The organism is Legionella worsleiensis, from assembly GCF_001467535.1.
In the GTDB taxonomy this organism is placed as follows: domain Bacteria; phylum Pseudomonadota; class Gammaproteobacteria; order Legionellales; family Legionellaceae; genus Legionella; species Legionella worsleiensis.
In genome coordinates this window covers 34,690-57,097 of record NZ_LNZC01000007.1, presented here as the reverse complement: position 1 = coordinate 57,097, position 22,408 = coordinate 34,690, and the positions used below count along the sequence as shown (strand labels likewise).

Below are 22,408 nucleotides of genomic sequence, written 5' to 3'. Positions count from 1 at the left end.
GACATGGAACAAAACGATGTGGTAATCGTAGCAGCAAAAAGGACTCCTATGGGAGCGATGTTAGGTTCGCTTTCTGCTCTTTCAGCACCAGAGCTTGGCGCAATAGCTCACATGGCTGCGTTAACTCAATCAGGACTTACCCCTGCAGAAATCGATGAAGTCATTAGCGGTTGCGTACTCCAGGCTGGAATAGGACAAGCGCCTGCAAGACAAGCTGCAATCAAGGCAGGAATACCCAATTCTGCTGGTGCCACAACCATCAATAAAATGTGTGGTTCGGGAATGAAAGCCGCCATGTTGGCACATGACTTGATTAAAGCAGGATCAGCACAAGTTATTCTGGCAAGTGGAATGGAAAGTATGAGTAATGCGCCATATCTACTCGCAAAAGCACGTTCAGGTTATAGACTGGGACATGGTGAGCTGAAAGATCACATGTTCCTTGACGGACTTGAAGATGCCTATGAAAAAGGACAGTTGATGGGATGTTTTGCAGAAACAACTGCCAAACATTTCAATTTCTCCAGAGAACAGCAGGATGAATTTGCAATCCGCTCTATGACCAATGCACTTAAAGCTATGGAAAGTGGCGCATTTAGAGATGAAATTGTTCCTGTGACCTTAACTACCCGTAAAGGTGACGTAACTGTAAGTGCGGATGAAGGTCCTGATCCTGCAAAACTGACTAAAATGTCACAATTAAAACCAGCCTTCCAATCAGACGGTACGGTGACAGCAGCCAACTCCAGTTCTATTTCAGATGGTGCGGCAAGCCTTATCCTGATGAGTGCGGCCAATGCGGAAAAGCGTGGTATCTCTCCTTTGGCAAGAATAGTTGCTCATGCCAGTCATGCTCAAGCGCCTCAATGGTTTACAACTGCCCCTGTAGACGCCATTCGTAAAGTAATGAACAAAGCATCATGGAAACAAAATGATGTTGATCTTTATGAAATAAACGAAGCGTTCGCAGTAGTCACCATGGCAGCAATATCGCAACTTGAATTAAACCCTGAACACGTTAATATTCATGGTGGCGCATGTGCTCTGGGTCATCCTATAGGTGCTTCAGGTGCACGTATACTGGTTACTTTATTGCATGCATTAAAACAACAAGGCAAAAAACGTGGTGTTGCTTCTTTGTGTATTGGTGGCGGTGAAGCAACGGCTATGGCTATTGAACTGATGTAACCAAGCAAAAATTCACTTATACCTCACCCTATAGTGAATCGTTCTAATGCCGTGCCTATCCAGGTGATGGACACTATGAAAAGAAGCGTGGATTTAACCATGCTTCTTTTCATAGTACCGTTCACTTCGTTGGCGTCAAAGATTCATGTTAAAATTGTGGCGAACAGTTAATAATAAAAATAAAGGATGTACATGCTACGACAAAGTCTTATTTATCTCTTATTGAGCGTTCTGGTTGTAATCTTTGCCAGATATGCGCACCTGCTTATTGTTTACATTGATCTGTTATTTACCTACATCAATCTGAAATTAACACCAATATTCAGCCAGACTGGATGGGGATTAATTATAAGAAAAGTGCTGGTATTGATGTTTATGCCCATAGTGATCACGGCAATACCCGCCCTTCTTTACAGGGCTATCAAAGGCCGAGAGATGCCTCATTTTATTGCTGTTGTCTGGGTAATCTGGACCATCATCGTATTGAGCGTTATTTTGATTCGTTAAGGACTCAGGCATGGCACAACTAATCAGTCAAATCAACACGGGCAGTCAGGAATTTAAAAGCAATCAGGCTGCAATGCAGATTCTGGTGGATGAGCTTCGTAACAGAATCAAGGAAATCGCCTTGGGTGGCGATGAAAAAGCCCGCTCCCGACACTTGCAGCATGGTAAATTACTGCCCAGAGAACGTCTGCATCAATTATTGGACCCTGGTAGTCCGTTTCTTGAATTATCACAACTTGCAGCCTATCAGGTTTATGAGGACAACATTCCGGCCGCAGGCGTTATTGCCGGTATAGGAAGAGTATCTGGAACTGAATGCGTTATTGTGGTCAATGATGCTACGGTAAAAGGGGGTACCTACTACCCGCTTACCGTTAAAAAACACTTAAGAGCTCAAGAAATAGCCCTTGCCAATAATCTGCCCTGTATTTATCTTGTAGATTCGGGTGGCGCTTTTTTACCTCTTCAAGATGAAGTCTTCCCTGATAGAGATCATTTTGGCCGGATTTTTTATAACCAGGCTCAAATGTCTGCCCGAAACATCCCACAAATTGCGGTAGTTATGGGATCATGCACCGCTGGCGGAGCCTATGTTCCTGCAATGGCGGACGAATCCATCATGGTTAAAAATCAGGCCACTATTTTTCTGGGCGGCCCTCCTTTAGTTAAAGCGGCCACTGGTGAGGTGATTAGTGCGGAAGAACTGGGCGGCGCAGAAGTACATTGCCGACACTCAGGCGTTGCAGATCACTATGCAGAAAACGATGCTCATGCCCTGCATCTGGCACGTATTGCCGTAGAAAACCTGAACAGAAAAAAGATTGAAACCATTACACGCACCCAAACAAAAGAGCCACTTTACGATCCTAAAGAACTTAACGGAATTGTCCCCAGTGATCCCAGAAAACCTTTTGATATTAGAGAGATTATCGCTCGTTTGGTTGATGGCTCCGAATTTGACGAATTTAAAGCCTTGTTTGGAACAACACTGGTCTGCGGATTTGCAAGACTTTATGGTTATCCAGTTGGCATCATTGCTAACAATGGAATTTTATTTGGTGAAAGTGCATTAAAAGGAAGCCATTTTATTGAATTGTGCTGTCAACGTAAAATTCCCTTGATCTTTTTGCAAAATATAACCGGCTTTATGGTAGGTTCCAAATACGAGGCATCTGGAATTGCTAAACATGGCGCAAAAATGGTTACCGCAGTTGCTAATGCCAATGTACCCAAATTTACCGTGATCGTTGGCGGAAGCTTTGGTGCTGGAAACTATGCCATGTGCGGACGTGCCTATAATGCCCGTTTTATCTGGACCTGGCCTAACTCACGTATCTCAGTCATGGGTGGAGAGCAGGCTGCCAATGTGCTGGCGCAGGTCAACAGCGAAAAATATGCCAAACAAGGTAAAATTTGGCCTATTGAAGAGGAAGAGCAGTTTAAAAATCAGCTGCGTTCCCAGTATGAAGCACAAGGCAATCCTTACTACGCCAGTGCAAGGCTATGGGATGATGGCGTCATAGCTCCAGAGGATACACGAATGATACTGGGGCTTGGTTTATCTGCCGCTTTAAATGCACCCATTGAATCAACTCAATTTGGCGTTTTTCGCATGTAACTGGAATAAAACACATGAGCGACCTTCTTTATGAAATTCAAGATCACCTCTGTTTGTTAACCATTAACCGGGTTAACAAACGCAATGCTTTTGATAACCATCTTCTCACACAGATGCAAACACAGCTTGACGCAGCAATCAATAACGACAGTGTCCGGGTTATCGTGCTCAAAGCCAATGGAGCGCATTTTTGTGCTGGTGCTGATTTGGCTTGGATGCAAAGTATGATTGACTTTGATGAAGCACAAAATCTGCAAGACTCCATGATATTGGCTCGCTTGATGCACACCCTGAATCAAAGCCCCAAACCAACCATAGCCATGATCCAGGGCTCTGCATTTGGTGGTGGAGCAGGACTTGCAGCTGCCTGCGATATTAGTATTGCAGCACATTCCGCTCGCTTTTGTTTTTCAGAGGTAAAATTGGGATTGATACCTGCAGTAATCAGTCCTTATGTCGTAAAAGCTATCGGAGAGCGAAACGCAAAAATGCTGTTTATGACAGCTGAAGTGTTCGATGCAGCAAAAGCCTGCTCTCTTAATTTGGTGCAACACCTTGTCCCAGAAGAACAATTACTGGACTTTACTTTGAATTACGCCAAACAAATCATTAATAACGCACCTCAAGCAGTGACCATGTCCAAAAAACTGGCTCAACATGTAGCGAATAAAGACATTGATGAGGAACTGGTTCATTACACAGCCAGCCTTATTGCTCAAAAACGTATTTCTGCTGAAGGACAAAAAGGCCTGCACGCTTTTTTAAATAAAGTAACACCTAACTGGAACTAGGAACTTGCATGTTTAATAAAATTCTGATCGCTAATAGAGGTGAGATAGCCTGTAGAATCATAAAAACAGCGCGCTCCATGGGGATTCATTCCGTAGCAATTTATTCATCTGCAGACAAGAACAGCCTTCATGTTCAATTGGCTGACAGCGCCTGTTATGTTGGAGAGGCGGTGGCAAAAGACAGCTATCTGAATATAGATCATATTATTCAGGCAGCAAAAGACAGTGGGGCTGAGGCAATTCATCCTGGTTACGGGTTTTTGTCAGAAAATCCCGGATTTGCTAAAGCCTGTGAAGAAGCCGGCATTGTTTTTATAGGACCTTCAATTGAAGCACTGGATGCCATGGCCTCAAAACAGCTGGCCAAACAACTGCTTGAAAAAACCAACGTTCCTTTAACTCCAGGATACCATGGCAAGGATCAATCAGAAGACCGATTGCTGGCAGAAGCAAAAAAAATTGGCTTTCCAGTACTGATCAAAGCAGCGAATGGCGGCGGCGGTAAAGGCATGAGAGCCGTTCATAACGAAAGTGAGTTTAGTGCGTGTCTGGCTGGAGCCAAAAGAGAGTCGCTCGCCAGTTTTGCAGATGACACCATGATCATTGAAAAACTACTGCTCAATCCCCGTCACGTTGAATTACAAATTATCGCTGACAATCACGGATCTGTAGTTCATTTATTTGAAAGAGATTGCTCCATTCAACGAAGGCATCAAAAAATAATCGAAGAAGCCCCTGCTCCCAATCTCACAGATTCCTTAAGACGCAGATTAGCTGATGCTGCCTGTGAAGTAGCCCGATCAATTAACTACAGAGGCGCCGGTACAGTTGAGTTTCTGGTTGACAGTCAAGAACAATTTTATTTTATGGAAATGAATACCCGACTTCAGGTTGAACACCCGGTGACTGAAATGATTACAGGAATAGACCTGGTCGCCTGGCAATTTAAAATAGCCGCTAATCAACCGCTTCCTCTGGCGCAAAATGACATTAAGGCCAAAGGACATGCTATAGAATGTCGAATTTATGCGGAAGATCCTTTTAACGGGTTTATCCCCTCAATTGGGCAATTGAATTTTTTGCAAGAACCCAATGGCGAAGGAATTCGTATTGATACAGGAGTCAGGGTTAACTCTCATATCACCATGTATTACGATCCCATGATCGCTAAATTAATCGCTTGGGGAAATAACAGAGGAGAAGCGTTGCAACGCTTGAGTCAGGCGCTTGGCCATTATTATATAGGTGGGGTAAAAACCAATATTCCGTTTTTGCAAGCCATATGTCAGCACCCTAAATTTACTCAAGCCGAGCTGAGTACTGATTTTTTAACACAAGAACACATTGAGTTATCAACCCCGAATTGGCATTTGGCACTACGTCTGGCAGTCGCTTATGATTATTTGCAAACGGTGCACTCGGTGGGTGACCCCTTACTAAAAGACACTTTCGCCTGGCAGATGCACATTCAAAGTCACTGGGTTTGGCGTTACCAACACGATGGAGATATTACCGAAGTATATGTAACCCCAATTGACAAGCAAAGTTTCAAACTCAAGCTGGCAGATAACGAGGAATTCATTAGCGCAAATTGTAATGACAATCTCTTACAAGTAGAGCTCAACCAACATCATTATCAAGTGACTGTTGATAACAAAGAAAGAAATCTGACTTTATATTCCAGTCAGGGTCAAATAAACATCGAGCGCTTTCGCTGGAATAAGCTGGATGCACATGCGTCGCAACATAAAGGTCAACTGACCGCCCCCATGCCTGCAACAGTAGTTGCCATTTTGAAAAAAGCAGGAGAACAAGTCAAAGCTGGGGACAGATTGATTATTCTGGAAGCGATGAAAATGGAACACACCATTCATGCTCCAGTAGATGGTATACTTGCGGATGTATTTTACACAGTAGGCGCACAAGTAAGTGAAGGAGCGGAATTGCTTTCACTCAGTGAATCGGATTCATAAATTACTGAGATTAATATGGACTATCCTCAACACGTGACAATAATAGAAGTAGGTCCTCGTGATGGCCTGCAAAATGAGTCCTCTTTTGTATCCACGGAACATAAAATTGAACTCATCAATAAACTTAGTCAAACAGGCCTAAAGCATATAGAAGCAACCAGTTTTGTATCTCCCAAAGCCATACCGCAACTGGCGGACGGTGAAGAGGTATATCGTGCGATTTTAAAAAATCCATCCATAGCCTATTCAGCACTGGTTCCTAATGAACGTGGCATGATTAAAGCGCTACAAGCAGGGGTTCGAGATGTGGCCGTATTCACCGCAGCAAGTGAATCGTTTAACCAAAGAAATATCAATTGCTCCATTCAAGAGAGTATAGAGCGATTCAAGCCCGTTCTTGATTTGGCCAAAGCTAACGCAGTCAAAGTCAGAGGGTATATTTCCTGTGTTCTTGGTTGTCCTTATGAAGGAGAAGTAAGTCCCGCTAAAGTTGCTGAGGTTATGCAAAAATTGCTGGATCTGGGTGTGGACGAAATATCGCTCGGGGATACCATAGGCGTTGGGACTCCCAGACAGACCCAACTCGTGTTGGATAAAATTTTAAGACTTATCCCCTTAGACCAGTTGGCCATGCACTTTCACGATACCTACGGTCAGGCTATTGCCAATATCCATGAATCGCTACACCACGGAGTGTATCGTTTTGATAGTTCTGTAGCTGGTCTTGGAGGCTGTCCCTATGCCCGAGGCGCAAGCGGTAACGTTGCCACCGAAGACGTGTTATATCTGATGCACGGCTTGGGAATAAATACTGGAGTTGATATATTTAAAATCGTGGCGACTGGAGACATGATTTGCAAACAATTGGGACGCAAAAATCAATCCAAAGTAGCCAATGCATTACTGGCGAATCCCTGTAATTAACCCATTTCATTCAGGCCTGATTGCTGCTCATAGGACACATCAGGGAAGTATACAGCAAGAGAGAACAATTCATGAACGAAGTAATATGGACCCCTAAAAACCCTCAAAATACCCGCATGGGGCAATTTATGCGCTTTGCAGCGGAGCAACATTGCCAGATTTTTGAAAACTACCATGATCTGCACAGTTGGTCGGTTAAACATCCTGATGCCTTCTGGCAAACTGTGTGCGATTTTTTTGAACTCACTTTTGATACCCCGCCGCATCAAATACTTAATTATTATGAGTCCATGCTGGATGCTCACTGGTTTAGCGGTGCACGATTTAACTTTGCACAAAAATTATTATCACGCCAAGATGAACATCCAGCACTTATCAGCATTAACGAAGCAAATGAAAAACAAATACTAAGTTATGGGCAATTGTACAAGGAAGTTGCACAGTGCGCAGCTGGGCTCAAGGCTATTGGTGTAGGTATTGGCGACAGGGTTGCAGCGCTCATGCCCAATATTCCCTCGACAATAATCGCCATGCTGGCAACGACTTCTCTAGGAGCTGTGTGGTCTTCTTGCTCACCGGATTTTGGAGCACAGGCGGCTATAGACCGTTTGGGACAGATTGAACCCAAGGTATTGTTTATTTGCGATGGGCATCAATATCAGGGAAAAACTCATAGTGGCGCTGAAAAAATTATTCAATTAAAAACCGCAATTACCTCATTAAAACAAGTAGTGATTTGCCCCAATATTAATGAAAAAATCAACATCAACGAGCTCCAGGATGCCTTATATTGGAATGATTTCCTAAAACCGGCAATGGATTGTGAGTTTGCAATTCTGCCTTTTAATCATCCAATCTACATCCTTTTTTCATCAGGTACTACAGGAAAACCCAAGTGCATCATTCACGGTGCGGGCGGCACTCTAATCCAGCATTTAAAAGAATTGGGATTGCATACCGATTTACAAGATACTGACAATTTATGTTTTTATACCACCTGCGGCTGGATGATGTGGAACTGGACGGTATCTGCTCTTGCGCTAGGTGTTACACTCACTTTATACGAGGGCTCACCCACCTATCCTGAAGCTGATCGCTTATTCAAATTGATTGATGAAGAACGTATTACAGTGTTTGGAACCAGCGCAAAATTCATTTCATCTATAGAAAAAGCAGGAGTAAGACCCAACGAACAATGCAACTTATCTCAACTCAGATGCATTCTCTCCACAGGCTCTCCCCTGCTGCACAAAAATTATGATTTTGTTTATGAACACATTAAGAATGACGTTCAGCTCAGCTCCATTTCGGGAGGAACCGATATTATTTCCTGCTTTGCCTTAGGCAATCCCATGCTTCCAGTATATAGGGGTGAACTCCAATGTATTGGTTTGGGGATGGACGTGGATGTATTTAATGAAGAAGGGAAATCCATACACCAGGCACGTGGTGAATTAGTCTGTACCAGGCCTTTTCCATCCATGCCGGTAGGATTTTGGAACGATAAAGATAAAACAGCCTATACCAATGCCTATTTTACCCGTTTTCCGGGTGTATGGGCTCATGGTGATTTTGCTGAAATAACCCAACATGACGGCCTCATCATTTATGGACGTTCAGATGCCGTACTCAATCCCGGTGGCGTTCGAATAGGTACAGCCGAAATCTACAGGCAAGTTGAAAAAGTTGACGCCGTCATGGACAGTATCGTCATAGGTCAAGATTGGCAAGATGATGTTCGGGTAGTTTTATTTGTTAAATTACGCGAAGGCATTAACCTTGATGAGGATTTAATACAGCTTATCAAGCGCACTATAAAAGAAAATGCCTCACCAAGGCATGTTCCCTCCAAAATACTGCAGGTCAAGGACATTCCACGAACCATTAGCGGCAAAATTGTCGAGGTGGCGGTCAGGCAAATTGTTCATGGCCAACCGGTACAAAACATTCAATCCCTGGCCAATCCTCAGGCTTTGGAGTGTTTTAAAAACAGAACAGAGTTATTAAATTAACTCTTTGTGATTCGTTGTTTGTGTCATGAAGTTGGTGGAAAAATAGTACTACATACTTCATGACATATATTTCTGAGCATTTAGAAATATCAAAAAACTCTGGCACCAAAAAGCAGTGCCAGAGCAAAATTAAAAAAAATCCAAATGTACCTTACCTGATTGGACTTAAGGTTGACAAACCTTCTTCATTGCTACTTTCTGGACCCTCAAGGGATAATTGTTTATTCGTTTTTTGCACAGCAGCTGCCAGGAACAACATCACTAAATAACCCACACCAAGTACAGAAAAAAAACCATACAGCACCTCGTAGCCCGATGACTTAAGTGCACAGGAGTCCATAACGCCCCCCCAACGAGGTGGATTACCCCCGTAAGTTTGATAACATGCACTTCTATACTCACTCGGGTCTGCCTTAAAGCCCAATAAATCAGGTAACCAGGTTAACACATTATCCATTATTTCATTCTCCATAATAAAACAAAAACTTACCATTACTTCAGTTTAATGAACACCGCATGCGTTTGTGACATGACTCATTTGAATCAAAAATGTGTTCATAAAACCAAAGATTCGATACCCACAAACAACCGACTAATTATTTACAAAACATAAGGTTATCGTTTCGATAAGAGTCACTCTGTCATAAATAAATGCTGATTGGATCCTGAGCATATACTGAAAGATAAAAGATGACAACAGGATTACAGAAATACACAATGTATAAGCGAGTTCTCTCAACTTATCTCAATGGCAATGTCTAATGATTGGCCGCTTACGCTGGCAAGACTGTTTTCAGAGGATATATAGTGAGCGAGTAATACAAAATTATTATTCATCACTTAAGCTCAAAGGGATACCTATTGGAAGTTTTTATTAGAGTATATGAGTGGAAAAGCATTATATTGATTCATAATTAAACACATGGTATTATTGTTATCTTTATGTGCCATTGGAAATCAAATGCGTGATAATGATATAAAAAAAAACCATAGAATAACTAAATCGTTATTAAAGCCGAGAAAGCAGTTTAAAGAGGATACTAAGGGATCTGTCTTTGGTGGAACACATGGTGCACGAGGTCAATTTTTTAAACACTCGCTCAAGACATCTAAACCAAAAGCTTATTATTTGGCAGAACGGGGCAGCTATCATGAGTACTTCATCTTCGAAGTGTTTAATGCTATTGGTTTTTCTACACCCAAAGCAAGAACTGTTATAAATGATGAGAAAAATACAACTAATATAACGATGGCTAGCCGTGCAATAGATGGATATATGCCCCTGCAAGCCTATACTAATTGGTGGCCTGACAGTGGGTTTTTAGGGCACAACAAACAAGCTAAGGAAATCAAACAACGTTATACGCTAGATGTTGATAAACAAGTTATATTTGATAATGAAACTCAATCAGAAATTAAAATTTCTGGGAACCTGTTTGCAGCTAATATAGGCGAATTTCTTGTTCAAGACTCAGATTTTTCTGGCGAAGGAACAAACCTGAGTTTAATAAAAAAAGGCCAGCGTTTTCATTGTTATTTTATTGATAAAGACGGTGCATCTCTACTACCCAAGGAAAGCTATAATCAACTAGCTAAAATTGGAACAGGTTTGCCTAAATTATTTAAAGAAACATCTGATGACCAAGTGTTGGCAATCGTGAATAATTTAGCAGAACTGTTGAATAAGAATAACAGCAGCGAGTGTTCTAACTTAGAAAAAATATTTTTCAATCCAAGATCTGCAAGTATTTTACGGTTATATTTAAAACATTTCATAGAACAAAAAATTATAGAATCTATAAATTCAATTAATTTTCGTTTTGCCATAGAATCAGAAGGAAATCTCCTTTTTAATCGATTTTTTAAACTCGAACATCCTCAGATTCTTCAAATTAAATCAGAGTTATTAGAAGCGGTAAAAAGTGAATTTAATAAGCACAATGACAATGAAGATTGGAATTTTAGTGAAAAACAGGATGTTGAGTCTTATATTAAAAATCTTGAAGCAATTGTTCCTGGAGCACTTAAAGCGGTATTGAATAGAAATAAAGGGATATCATTGATCAATGCAGGCGCACTGTTAAATGAGATTATAACTCCAGGAAATATTGATGAATCAAAAACATACACTATTGAAGCCGTCCCAGGGTTAACAGCATCAGGGGTAATGGTCAAAGAGGGTACTCATGACCACTTTGAATTTAGAACCAGCATGAGCTTAGAGGAATTTATTTATAAAGTCTTTAATATTTTTTATTCTAACCCAGCTTATGGGTATACATTCAATACTGACCAATGCAATATAATACCCTATGACCCTGTTGTAATGTATAACAATATTAAACATAATGCTGAATTAATAATAAGCCATTTCACTGAAAATAAACCTGATATACTAAACCAATTTAAAGAAAGAGAAGCTATTCGTGAACGAATTGCATTGGCTGTTATAAGACGGTTTTCATTTAATAAAAAACTAGACTCTAAGCAGCAGCAGTTATACGCTAATATTGTTGAAGACTTACGCGGCCCCTACTATACATCGCTTTTTTCTGATCAGACATCAAAACTAATTTCCCTTAAAGATGAAGAGAATAAAGACCTTCTTGAACGAATTTGCATTGATAACGAGTCAGAGTTAAATATTTTTTTAGTCAACAATATTTTGCTTACCTTGACAAAAAAATGCTCTGAATATCAAAATCATATTAAGCAATCAATACTTAAACTCGCACTTCAAATACCAGAAAAGTTTATAAAGGAGTGCTATCATATGGATGGCAGTCTTGATATTGATAAACTGATTAATATTAATGACTCTGGCATAGAATGCTCGTCCTCAGGAACTTTATCAAATCAACTAACTCATGAATTTTCGTTGGCTTTAAATAAATATAAAATAGTTAACGCCATGAATAACCATCTTAATGATAATACTGTGAACAGCATAGCTGATCGTATCAACAATATGCAAAGTGTACTTTCCGAAGAAAACAAAAATATATTGAAAAATCGTCGTGATTCATCAAATGGAATTAAATTTTTAGAATACATCTTCCATATTCTAACACTAGGTATTTATTCGAAAGCGAGTAAAGGTACCTTTGCTTTTTGGAAAGCTCATGGTGAAAGTCTAACAAACTGCGTTGAAGAAAAAATAGAATCAGTTAATTCTCCAACTTTCTAATTCGCCAGCATCATTTCCTTTTCGGGTAAAATGAATTTATTTATCCGAAGAGAACGGGTGGACGCAGGGCAAACGCATCTAAATTATGAACATAAATCTCCACCCTTTTGCCTACGTCCTGTGCTTTATGCGCAGGAGCCATGCGATCTTAGTGCAGGCAAAGATCTGGATTCTGCGCATAAAGCGCAGAACGTAGGCGTCTTGGTCTTAGATAATACGTTTAGATGCTTTTACCCTGCGGGTGGACGCAGCGAATAGATAATTTAAGAAAAATATCAACCATAAAAAGTTTAGACATAATTTAAACAATATCCCCAATACTAAAATTTGGGAGAGATTCTATCGCAGCAAGCCAATAATGTACCCGATCTGAAACCAACAGCTGTGTTGAATTTTATGAACAATCTGCTTTATTTCAAAGGCCATAGTGTGTATAATGTCAACTTGCGTCGATTTGAACATTCAGCTTGCGGACGCTCAAAAAAGTTCTCTTTTTTGAAAAAACGGCTAAAGCGGGCAGTTATTACCCCCCTCTTCAAAGTCTTCCGCAGCATATTCCAGGTTATTGTTATGATTGAATTGTGTGGAGTAACGAAATCCTTTTTTGGAAAACCCGCCTTGCAGGATATTAATTTATTCATTCAAGAAGGCGAGATATTCGGAATTATAGGCAAAAGTGGTGCAGGAAAATCTACTTTATTGCGGTGTATGAATCTTCTGGAGCGTCCTGATTGTGGCGATGTTTTAATCGATGGCCAGAATCTCATGAATTTATCATCAGGCGATTTGGCCACTGCTCGTCATAAAATCGCCATGATTTTTCAACAGTTTAACTTGCTTAATTCCAAAAATGTTTATGACAACATTGCCCTGCCCATGCGTATTCAGGGAATAGATGAAGAGACCATCAGTGCAAAAATCAATGAGCTCTTACCTCTTGTCGAATTAACCGACAAGAAAAATGCCTACCCTGGCCAACTCAGTGGGGGACAAAAACAACGAGTGGCTATTGCCCGAGCACTAAGCTGCTCCCCCAAAATACTGCTTTGTGATGAAGCAACATCTGCTCTTGATCCTGAAACAACCGATGCAATCCTGAGCCTGCTCAGTAAAATTAACAAGATCTATGGCATTACTGTTGTTCTCATTACCCATGAAATGGATGTAGTCAAACGAATCTGTAACAGACTCTCGGTGATGATCAATGGCTCCATAGTAGAAACAACTGCGCTGTCCAATGTACTGGACAATCAAAACAGCCTCGCTCGTTCTATGCTCTACGCCCGGCTCAGCCCCGAATTGCCTGCTTGCCTGACCAGCAGAATGGCGCCTTATGCAACGGACAAACCCCTGCTGCGCTTGTTATTTCAGGGCGAAGAAGCAACCGTTCCCTTCATCAGTCAAACCAGTAGGGAGCTGAATATAGACATTAACATTTTACTGGCCAACATCGACAGATTTGATTCGGTCACCTGCGGTGTGCTTGTTGTGGAATTAACTGCAAACCCCTTATTGCTCGATGCCTTTGTGGAGCGCTGCAATCATGTCGGTTTAACTGTGGAGAAATTAGGTTATGTCCTACCCGATGGTCTTTGATTTGCTCAATGCAACTGGTGAAACACTTTACATGGTGATCACCAGTACCTTTTTTGCCGTATTGCTGGGATTTCCTTTAGGAACATTACTGTATGCAAGCCACCGAATCAAAAATAATCCCAAATTGCATAAAACACTTTCGGTAATCATTAATGTATTACGCTCTATTCCTTTTATTATTCTTCTGGTCGCCATCATTCCACTGACTCGGCTCATTGTAGGTACTTCTATTGGCATGAATGCAGCTATAGTTCCCCTGACCATTGGAGCCATCCCATTTTTTGCACGATTGGTTGATAATGTTTATCAAAGTTTACCTTCCGGTCTGATAGAAACAGGCTATGCAATGGGAGCCAGTCCCAACCAGATTATCCGTCACATCCTGCTGCCTGAAGCCAAATCCGGCTTAATTCATGCCATTACGGTTACAGCAATTACCTTGATAAATTACTCGGCAATGGCAGGCACCGTTGGCGCTGGCGGATTGGGAACATTGGCAATAAACTACGGTTATCAACGATTTAATGCGGGCATTATGATTGCAACAGTGCTTGTATTAATTCTACTGGTTCAGCTCATGCAAATGACTGGAGACTATTTGGCTAAACGGTGTACTCACCATTAATGAAGAGATATCACATGCGAATTTTAAGTTGTTTAGTATTCATTTTCAGCCTGGTTGCCTGCAGCAGCAAGCCCACACCCAATACACTGGTCATAGGAACAATTGCCGGACCTGAAACTGAACTCATCCAAACAGCCAAGGAAGTAGCTGAACACGACTTTGGGTTGACGATAAAGATTGTAGAGTTCAATGATTACAACCTGCCCAACGAAGCCTTGCAAGATGGCAGTCTGGACGCTAATGTTTATCAACACTTGCCCTACCTCAAAGCAGCCATGGCCGCTCATGGCTATACCCTGGAAGCCATAGGAAGAACCTTTGTTTATCCTATGGGCATTTATTCCAAAAAATACAAATCTCTGGAAGAGCTACCGGATAACAGCATTATTGCCGTACCCAACGATCCCAGTAATGAAATGAGGGCTTTTTTATTACTGGAAAATGCTCATTTAATAACACTTAAAGATGAAACCAGCGCTGGCGTACCCGAAATTAAAAGTAATCCCAAAAATCTGCAGTTTAAAGAAATGGACGCTGCTCAGTTGCCACGAGTTCTACCTGATGTTGCCGCAGCAGTTATTAACACGACCTTTGCCCTGCCGGCAGGACTAAATCCACGCCATGACGCCCTTTTTACAGAAAGCAAAGATTCACCCTATGCCAACATCATCGTCATTCGTAAAAACACAGAAAAAAGACCGCAGTTGGAGCTTTTTGTCAAAGCATTGAACTCTGATAAAGTGAAAACAAAAGCGCAGCAACTTTTTGGTGATGCCGCAATACCTGCCTGGAGCACAAGTAACTGATGAGCGTTAACAAAAATTGCGTTAATAAAGGTATAATTTTTTCTTAATTAAATCATGTTATACTTTAATTAACACGTCCCATGATTCGGAGATACATATGCCAGGTCCTTTACTAACTCGCATACCGTTAATCGGCAAACATTTATTTTCCAATGAATACATTAATCAGCTGACACCTAAAGCTATTGAAGATCTGGGTAAAACGTACCGTAATATCATAGGGCTTGGAAATAATCCAAGCTTTGCTGACCAGGCATTTAATACATTGGATTCCCAAAGAACAGAAAGCAATGCCGTAACGCTCATCAAATCAAAAGACCTGTATGGGTCATCCATTTTTGACAAAATGGACGACCGTAAAAATAAAGAAGCATCAGAAGCTGCCAAAGCAATAAAAAATACGCTGACAAATCAACTTAAAACCGAACCTGCTTATACTAAGGCTTTGAAAAAATACAATGATCAAATTACATTCTTCAAAGAATTGGTAAAGAAAATTCCCAATGAAAAGTTTGGTGCAGAAGCACTACTGAGCACCTACAAGTATTACATTGATAAAGCCAGAGCAGCGATAATGGCACAACAGGATTTGGACAAAAATCATCTGGAACAACAATTTGACAGTGAAGAATTTAAGGCAAACCTGCAAACCGTCTACGGTATAAAGAAAGATGATGCTGATGCAGATCAAAGACTTGCTCACATCAAAACAACCATGATCAACGATCTGGTCAATGCACAAAAGACTCAGTTAGCTGAATTTGATAAATCAACCTCTGCTTCGATTAATAAACTTCATCAGGCTTCTGCTGAAGAATACCGGCAAATGGGATTGATAGAAACCCTCAAAAGAGCACATAACGATAACGTTGCAATGCTTGAACACTTGGCTGAAAAAAACAGAAAAAAAAATGAGGAAAATGAGGAAAAGGTCAATGTACCCAGTGTGGCACTTGCGAATGTCGATGAAACTGGGGCAAAAATAAAAATGACCAACGTCAAACTGGGAGACATTCAGTCTTTTAAATCAATGACCGGCATGGAGATAAAGCAAGAACAGCCAGGAGTTTTTAAATTTCAGTTCGATGTATTAAGTCCAAGATATTATCAAAGTCTTGCCCAAAAACCGCTTACCGATTTCCTGTTAATATCGCAACTGATTAAGACTCAAGGAAACGATAAAATCAACTGGACTATAGACATTAAAGATCCCAAGACTTTGATGGAACGAGCAAGACAAGCTATAGAAGGTTCGGTGAGAGCCGGATTTGCTCTGGACAAAATCAAAATTTGCGACAAATCAGGTAGAGAATTAAAACTTGAAGAAATCTTTAAAGACCACTCGGAAGCTTTTAGCCGGGTACAAAACAGAGCGGCTGAAATTCAACAGGAACTTGCCACATTAAAAGCACCTGAAATCAAGTCAGCCAAAAACAGCTATGCAAAAGAAGCCATTCAGGCCCTTAAAAATAAAAATAATCCACCCCCACAACCACAACCTGGGGATAATCCTAATCCTGCTCCAACTGTTTAAATGACACCACACCATGCAAAACGGCTCTCCCAAACATTTTTTGGGGAGAGCCGTTGGTGATAAAATCACCGAGTTTTGTTCATTAATTAATCAGGTTGTAGCCTTGATGCAGCGTAAGCGAAATCAAGGAATTACTTTCCAATCAAGTACCGAGTTAGCCTAATTCGTGGTTTTTTTTTCAGTTCGTAAATAATGTTGAAAATACTATACGAATTGGATAAGAGAATACTCATTATGAAACTTAATTGTTTTAGTAAATTGTTATCCTGGTTGATTACTGAGCTGATTGAAATTCGATTCACTTTCTATTTGACGAATTGGTTGTGCACCATCTTTTAACTCCTGAATAATACACACCAGATTATGTTGACTTGTAATAGCGAGTCTATCTGCCAAATTTCCGATAAAACTGGCATTATTTTTGATGCGAGTAATAAAGGCATTCAGAAAAGATGAAAATTGCTTGCTGTATTCAGATTCTTTATCACAATAATGCGCCTCAACCCGTTTAATAAGTGACTCAATAACCGAACTGTCTAACAAATTAATCGAGTGGGCAGATGGCATTGAGGGTTTGGCATAAAAACCATAAATAAATTGGCTCACAGGAAGATGATTTCGAGTACCAAGAAAAGTTAAAGGAAGACAGTGAATATCTAAAGGACGAGCAGTTTCGACTGAGGTAGTAAGTGTCAATTTTTCATTGGCAATACATTGAAGGCATGCATCAAAAAAATCCCTAAAACGTTTAAACAAGCACTCAAGCCCAGGATCATAGGTAACGCAGGAGATGAGCATTAAAGCATCTCTTTTTAATGTTTTCAACACGAGTTTTTTTTGATTTCTTTGGTCTTTTACGGTATTTCTTAATTCATGTTCAGGATGAACCATCATATCAACAAAGACAGCTCTTAACTTGGATGAGCATTTGCGACTATCAGAACTTTTGCATAATGGCGACTGCAGCGTTTTTGGCCCTTTTGCCTGCAATATCAACAAATCACACTCAGGTATTTGTTGAACAATAGAATCAAAACGAGAAGGAATACGCACTATACATAAAGCGAGCAAAACAAACCAATAGGCCATAACATCAAGAAGTAACCAAAGAAATGGCGAGTGCTGGAAGTGACACAAAGACACTTCATTTCTGATTTGTTTCACCAGATGATTACGCCTGTTAATGGTTTTATAATCATAAAAAGAACTGTAACTTTCAGCAAATCTATCCAGAATAATTTTAAATGGGATCTGATGTTTCATTAAGTGCTCTGCTACGAATAACATAGGCCCTGCTCCACCACACATTCCATATAATACCAGTGATTTTTTGCGAGAGACCTCGTGCTTAGCAAATGCAATGACATCTAAAACAATATCACCAAGAGTGTCGGCTCGTTTACTTGCATGCAAAGAAAAATTACGATGATTGATTAATACCACTTCAGCATTAAAAAATTCAGGTAAAGTATGTTGAATCTGATGAATATAACCATGTTCCAATTGTAATTGACCAACCAAAGCCAGTACTGTGGTATCAGAATGTTTCTGCCTTTGCCTGATACGCAGACCTTCAAGAATAACACCGTCATGACCAGACAATAAAAATTTATAGATGCTCAAAGTGGGCATGGCTACACGTTCAATCTCAAACGACTGAGGAGAAAATGGGTGAAGAGGCATGCAGCTGGAAGTTAACAGCTCTGTGATATGTTGTTTGAGATTAAACCTGTTATGTTTTATTGAAAAAGGACGTGGGGTAAAGAGAGGCGTTGAGGTTACTGGATTCATAAAAGGCGTAATTTGTGTCCAACGCATTAATTGAGAGAGTAACTCGACACATAGTATTTTGGCGCTCATCACTATTTTTTTTTCTTCCACTGAACAATCAGGAATAACAGACAAGGCACCAACGCCATGAATTAAAGGATAAAAGAGAACTTTGGGTGCCTGTTGCAAGCATGTGTAGTGCTCATTGAAATGCAGAAAAAACGAAGCTGAAATGCGATGCAAAATCCGGTACGCCTGTGAGTCTTTTTGCAACAAACTTAAATGTCGGTCTATAGTAAGCACACAAAAATATCCCCAATCCAAATAAGGACATACAGCCAATGTTTCTTTATTAAATGAAGCAAGCAACGCATTGCGAGTGATACTTGACCCCAGCCAAAATGCCATAATCCATTTGGCATAACTGTTTGTATCTTCCGCAGGAGCAAGAGTCAAATCCTCGATCAGTAATTCTCTTAGTTCAAAATGATCAAGCGCATTAACAAGCAGTGCAGGAGCAATGAGTTGCATTTTGGATATACCTTAAATTCTGACAGAATGCTAAAAAAGAAATGTATTATAATGAACAACCGTTGTATCAAAAAAGATATTTTTCCACAATAATTGCTCATCAAATGCAGATACAGTCTTTAAAACTAATCCAACCCGAAGTGTATTTTTCTCATTTGGTAGCCTTGATGCAGCGTAAGCGAAATCAAGGTTTTTTATATGCTACGCACTCAATTAATCTCTAATTCAACTCGTATTGTATTTTCATCATTATTTAAGAACAGGAAAAACAAGCAGAAATTGGACTGACTCGGTTCTTGATCCTATGGGTCGATTCGGAGAGTAATTCCTTGATTTCGCTCACGCTCCATCAAGGCTACTTTTCTGATCAACTAAGGATTAACAGAGGGGGTCGGTGAGCTTTTTTCCAGAGTATTATTAATTTTACCTATGTTATAACGAAAAAATCGATTTGTATGTTCGTTATTTCTGTCACACATGAATGTATACGTCGAGGGACCTTCGAAAGAACGTCCAGAAATGCGCATTTCAATTTGATCGGATGTGATCTTTGTACAGTACATGTTATTAATGCCACTTCTTGATTCTCTAAATAATTGCTCTAAGGACATTACTCTTTCGTTAACAGGTTTGCTAGAGGACATCCAATTTGATTTTACATTACCCTGTACCATTCCAACCTCTTCAAGACCGTTTGGACATTGAATCCTGTCAACCAGTCTCACAATCCCTGCCGCCAGAAAAGTAATAGGCGCAGCAGTAAATGTGGCAATAACCGATACCAGAAATCTGGAAATATCAAGCATTCTGTTCAGACCGTACACAGGAAACTTCAATAGCAAAAACCACGGATTATAGGAATTGCTCATATACACTTCAGAACGCGCCAGAAAAGCGGGGATTCCCAAAGTCGCCCAATCAAACAAACCCATTCTGGCTTCTTCCCTTCTCGGATATATTTCGCCACAAAATACAGAAAAAGTGTCGCCCAATTTTTCAGAGAAAGAGGTACGAAGTGTGCGGGCATGAGGATTGTCTCTGCTTTCATTTAAAAAAGAAAAAGGGTTAAAACGCATAGTGAATCCTTAGAGTTTACAACAGACCTTTTATGCTCCTATGTCAAATCTGCATGCAACTTACTGACTGTAGCAAAAAAATCATGATTGTTTTAAATGTGACATATTTTCCTTGAAAATAGATATTTGGTCAAGAAAACAGCACTTTTTTTCTAAATTTGGCGAAAGCCTTCTAATTCTAATTCATATTTCAATTTAACTTTGGACAGCTGGTAGCCTTGATGCAGCGCCAGCGAAATCAAGGTTTATTTATATCGCACATTCAATTAATATTCTTTTATCCAACCATTCAAGGAATATAAAATTGGTAAATTATCGAAGAAATTTTGTTTCGGGAGGGACTTTTTTCTTTACCCTAACCTTGCGTAATAGAAAATCAAGTGTGCTCATAGATCAAATTCATCTATTAAAAGAAGCGGTCCAAATTACCAAAGCTCAACACCTTTTTTTAATAAAAGCCTATGTGATTTTACCCGATCATCTCCACATGATTTGGCAGTTGCCAGAGGGAGATGCGAATTACTCTGGACGGTGGAAAAAAATCAAGGCACTGTTCTCAAAATCTATAAATAAATCAGCATTTCCATTAAGCAAAACAAGGCACAACGAATATTGTTTGTGGCAACGTCGATTTTGGGAGCATACTATTAAAGACGCTAAAGATTTTGAAAATCACGTGAATTATATTCATTACAATCCTATCAAGCACGGTTTGGTTGAGTGTTTACATCATTGGCCTCATTCGTCTTTTCATCATTACTTTAAAACAGGAAAAATAAGCAGAAATTGGGCTAACTCGGTACTTGATCCTATGGGTCGATTCGGAGAGTAACTCCTTGATTTCTCTGGCTCTCCACCAAGGCTACTTTTCTGATCAATAAACGAGCAACAGCTGGTAGCCTTGATGCAGCGTAAGCGAAATCAAGGTTTTTTATATGCTACGCACTCAATTAATCTCTAATTCAACTTGTATTGTGTTTTCATCATTACTTAAAAACAGGAAAAACAAGCAGAAATTGGACTGACTCGGTGCTTGATCCTATGGGTCGATTCGGAGAGTAATTCCTTGATTTCGCTGGCGCTCCATCAAGGCTACTTTTCTGATCAATAAACGATCAACAGCTGGTAGATACTGTCTTTAAAGGCAAGCAAAATTTTCATTAAAAGGTTGCTTGCTTTTAAGTACTCCAAAAATGATATGAGCTAATTTTCGCATCACAGCTGGTAGCCTTGATGCAGCGCCAGCGAAATCAAGGTTTTTTATATGCTACGCACTCAATTAATCTCTAATTCAACTCGTATTGTGTTTTCATCATTACTTAAAAACAGGAAAAACAAGCAGAAATTGGGCTAACTCGGTGCTTGATCCTATGGGTCGATTCGGAGAGTAATTCCTTGATTTCGCTTACGCTCCATCAAGGCTTTTCTGATCAACTAAGGATTAACAGAGGGGGTCGGTGAGCTTTTTTCCACAGCATTATTAATTTTCCCTATGTTATAACGAAAAAATCGATTTGCATGTTCGTTATTTCTGTCACACATGAATGTATACGTTGGGGGACCTTCGGAAGAAAATCCAAAAATGTGCATTTCAATTTGATCGGATGTGATCTTTGTACAGTACATATTATTAATGCCACTATTTGATTCTTTAAATAATTGCTCTAATGACATTACTCTTTCGTTAACAGGTTTGCTAGAAGACATCCAATTTGATTTTACAGTACCCTGTATCATTCCAACCTCTTCAAGACCGTTTGGACATTGAATTCTGTCAACCAGTCTCACAATCTCTGACACCAAAAAAGTAATAGGCGCAGCAGCAATTTTAGCAATAAACGACACCAGAAATCTGGGAATATCAAGCATTCTGTTCAGGGCGTATACAGGAACTCCCAATAGCAGAGACCAAAGAGTAGTGGAATTGTTCATATACACTTCAGAACGGGCTAGAAAAGCGGTGATTCCCAAAGTCGCCCAATCAAACAAACCCATTCTGGCATCTCTGCTGCTCGTATATACATCGCCATAAAATACAGAATAAGTGTCGTCCAATTTTTCAGAGAAAGAGGTACGAAGTGTGCGGGCATGAGGATTGTCTCTGCTTTCATTTAAAAAAGAAAAAGGGTTAAAACGCATTGTGAATCCTTAGAATTTATAACAGAATTTTTATGCTCCTCTGTCAAATCTGCATGCAACTTGCCGATTGTGCTGGATTTGCTTTGTAACAAAAAAAATCATGATTGTTTTAAATATGACATATTTTCCTT

The 22,408-nt window shown here is 40.1% G+C and carries 18 protein-coding genes; 14 read left to right on the top strand and 4 right to left on the bottom strand.

All coding sequences use genetic code 11. The annotated features are described in order from the left end of the window. Nucleotides 1-3: 3 nt before the first annotated feature. The 7 genes from Lwor_RS04470 (at nt 4) to Lwor_RS04440 (ending at nt 9,013) form a co-directional block, all read left to right on the top strand. On the top strand, nt 4-1,188 hold the full coding sequence (locus Lwor_RS04470) for a thiolase family protein (protein ID WP_058492711.1): 1,185 nt from the start codon (nt 4-6) through the stop codon (nt 1,186-1,188). Between the two features lie 192 nt (nt 1,189-1,380). Continuing rightward, nucleotides 1,381-1,695 carry a hypothetical protein gene (locus Lwor_RS04465; RefSeq protein WP_058492710.1) on the top strand — a complete coding sequence of 105 codons (315 nt, stop codon included), beginning with the start codon at nt 1,381-1,383 and terminating at the stop codon, nt 1,693-1,695. Between the two features lie 10 nt (nt 1,696-1,705). Then, on the top strand, nt 1,706-3,313 hold the full coding sequence (locus Lwor_RS04460; RefSeq protein WP_058492709.1) for a carboxyl transferase domain-containing protein: 1,608 nt from the start codon (nt 1,706-1,708) through the stop codon (nt 3,311-3,313). 14 nt (nt 3,314-3,327) lie between these two features. Further along, entirely contained in the window at nt 3,328-4,104 is a 777-nt protein-coding gene (locus Lwor_RS04455) for an enoyl-CoA hydratase-related protein (protein WP_058492708.1), read from the top strand. Between the two features lie 8 nt (nt 4,105-4,112). Then, nucleotides 4,113-6,077, top strand: a complete 1,965-nt coding sequence (locus Lwor_RS04450; RefSeq protein WP_058492707.1) for an acetyl/propionyl/methylcrotonyl-CoA carboxylase subunit alpha — start codon at nt 4,113-4,115, stop codon at nt 6,075-6,077. 15 nt (nt 6,078-6,092) lie between these two features. Next, complete coding sequence (locus Lwor_RS04445; protein WP_058492706.1) at nt 6,093-7,001, top strand: hydroxymethylglutaryl-CoA lyase; 909 nt, start codon at nt 6,093-6,095, stop codon at nt 6,999-7,001. Between the two features lie 71 nt (nt 7,002-7,072). Next, entirely contained in the window at nt 7,073-9,013 is a 1,941-nt protein-coding gene (locus Lwor_RS04440) for an acetoacetate--CoA ligase (protein ID WP_058492705.1), read from the top strand. A 151-nt stretch (nt 9,014-9,164) separates the two neighbouring features. On the opposite strand, the gene Lwor_RS04435 is transcribed toward Lwor_RS04440, so the two are convergent. After that, on the bottom strand, nt 9,165-9,470 hold the full coding sequence (locus Lwor_RS04435) for a hypothetical protein (protein WP_058492704.1): 306 nt from the start codon (nt 9,468-9,470) through the stop codon (nt 9,165-9,167). A gap of 504 nt (nt 9,471-9,974) precedes the next feature. Between Lwor_RS04435 and Lwor_RS04430 the strand changes: the two genes are divergently transcribed. From Lwor_RS04430 to Lwor_RS13700, 6 genes are all read left to right on the top strand, one after another. Then, nucleotides 9,975-12,200 (top strand): hypothetical protein, encoded by a 2,226-nt coding sequence (locus Lwor_RS04430; protein ID WP_147279876.1) that lies wholly within the window; start codon nt 9,975-9,977, stop codon nt 12,198-12,200. Between the two features lie 570 nt (nt 12,201-12,770). Then, the gene (locus Lwor_RS04420) at nt 12,771-13,796 is read left to right on the top strand and encodes a methionine ABC transporter ATP-binding protein (protein WP_058492701.1); all 1,026 of its coding nucleotides are present in this window, start codon (nt 12,771-12,773) and stop codon (nt 13,794-13,796) included. Continuing rightward, on the top strand, nt 13,774-14,421 hold the full coding sequence (locus tag Lwor_RS04415; RefSeq protein WP_058492700.1) for a methionine ABC transporter permease: 648 nt from the start codon (nt 13,774-13,776) through the stop codon (nt 14,419-14,421). The genes Lwor_RS04420 and Lwor_RS04415 overlap by 23 nt, the downstream gene beginning before the upstream one ends. A 14-nt stretch (nt 14,422-14,435) precedes the next feature. Next, entirely contained in the window at nt 14,436-15,227 is a 792-nt protein-coding gene (locus tag Lwor_RS04410; RefSeq protein WP_083501573.1) for a MetQ/NlpA family ABC transporter substrate-binding protein, read from the top strand. Nucleotides 15,228-15,324: 97 nt separating this feature from the next. Beyond that, nucleotides 15,325-16,761: a hypothetical protein gene (locus tag Lwor_RS04405; RefSeq protein WP_058492698.1), complete on the top strand. Its 1,437-nt coding sequence runs from the start codon at nt 15,325-15,327 to the stop codon at nt 16,759-16,761. Nucleotides 16,762-16,774: 13 nt separating this feature from the next. After that, nucleotides 16,775-16,924 (top strand): hypothetical protein, encoded by a 150-nt coding sequence (locus Lwor_RS13700; RefSeq protein WP_157063126.1) that lies wholly within the window; start codon nt 16,775-16,777, stop codon nt 16,922-16,924. Between the two features lie 98 nt (nt 16,925-17,022). Here the strand turns inward: Lwor_RS13700 and Lwor_RS04400 are convergent, their stop codons facing one another. Together Lwor_RS04400 and Lwor_RS04390 are read right to left on the bottom strand one after the other, a co-directional pair. Then, on the bottom strand, nt 17,023-19,062 hold the full coding sequence (locus Lwor_RS04400) for a hypothetical protein (protein ID WP_058492697.1): 2,040 nt from the start codon (nt 19,060-19,062) through the stop codon (nt 17,023-17,025). A gap of 371 nt (nt 19,063-19,433) precedes the next feature. Then, on the bottom strand, nt 19,434-20,138 hold the full coding sequence (locus Lwor_RS04390) for a hypothetical protein (RefSeq protein ID WP_058492695.1): 705 nt from the start codon (nt 20,136-20,138) through the stop codon (nt 19,434-19,436). Nucleotides 20,139-20,442: 304 nt separating this feature from the next. Between Lwor_RS04390 and Lwor_RS04385 the strand changes: the two genes are divergently transcribed. Beyond that, on the top strand, nt 20,443-20,970 hold the full coding sequence (locus tag Lwor_RS04385) for an REP-associated tyrosine transposase (RefSeq protein WP_058492694.1): 528 nt from the start codon (nt 20,443-20,445) through the stop codon (nt 20,968-20,970). Nucleotides 20,971-21,572: 602 nt separating this feature from the next. On the opposite strand, the gene Lwor_RS04380 is transcribed toward Lwor_RS04385, so the two are convergent. Then, nucleotides 21,573-22,277 (bottom strand): hypothetical protein, encoded by a 705-nt coding sequence (locus Lwor_RS04380; RefSeq protein WP_058492693.1) that lies wholly within the window; start codon nt 22,275-22,277, stop codon nt 21,573-21,575. Nucleotides 22,278-22,408: the final 131 nt, after the last annotated feature.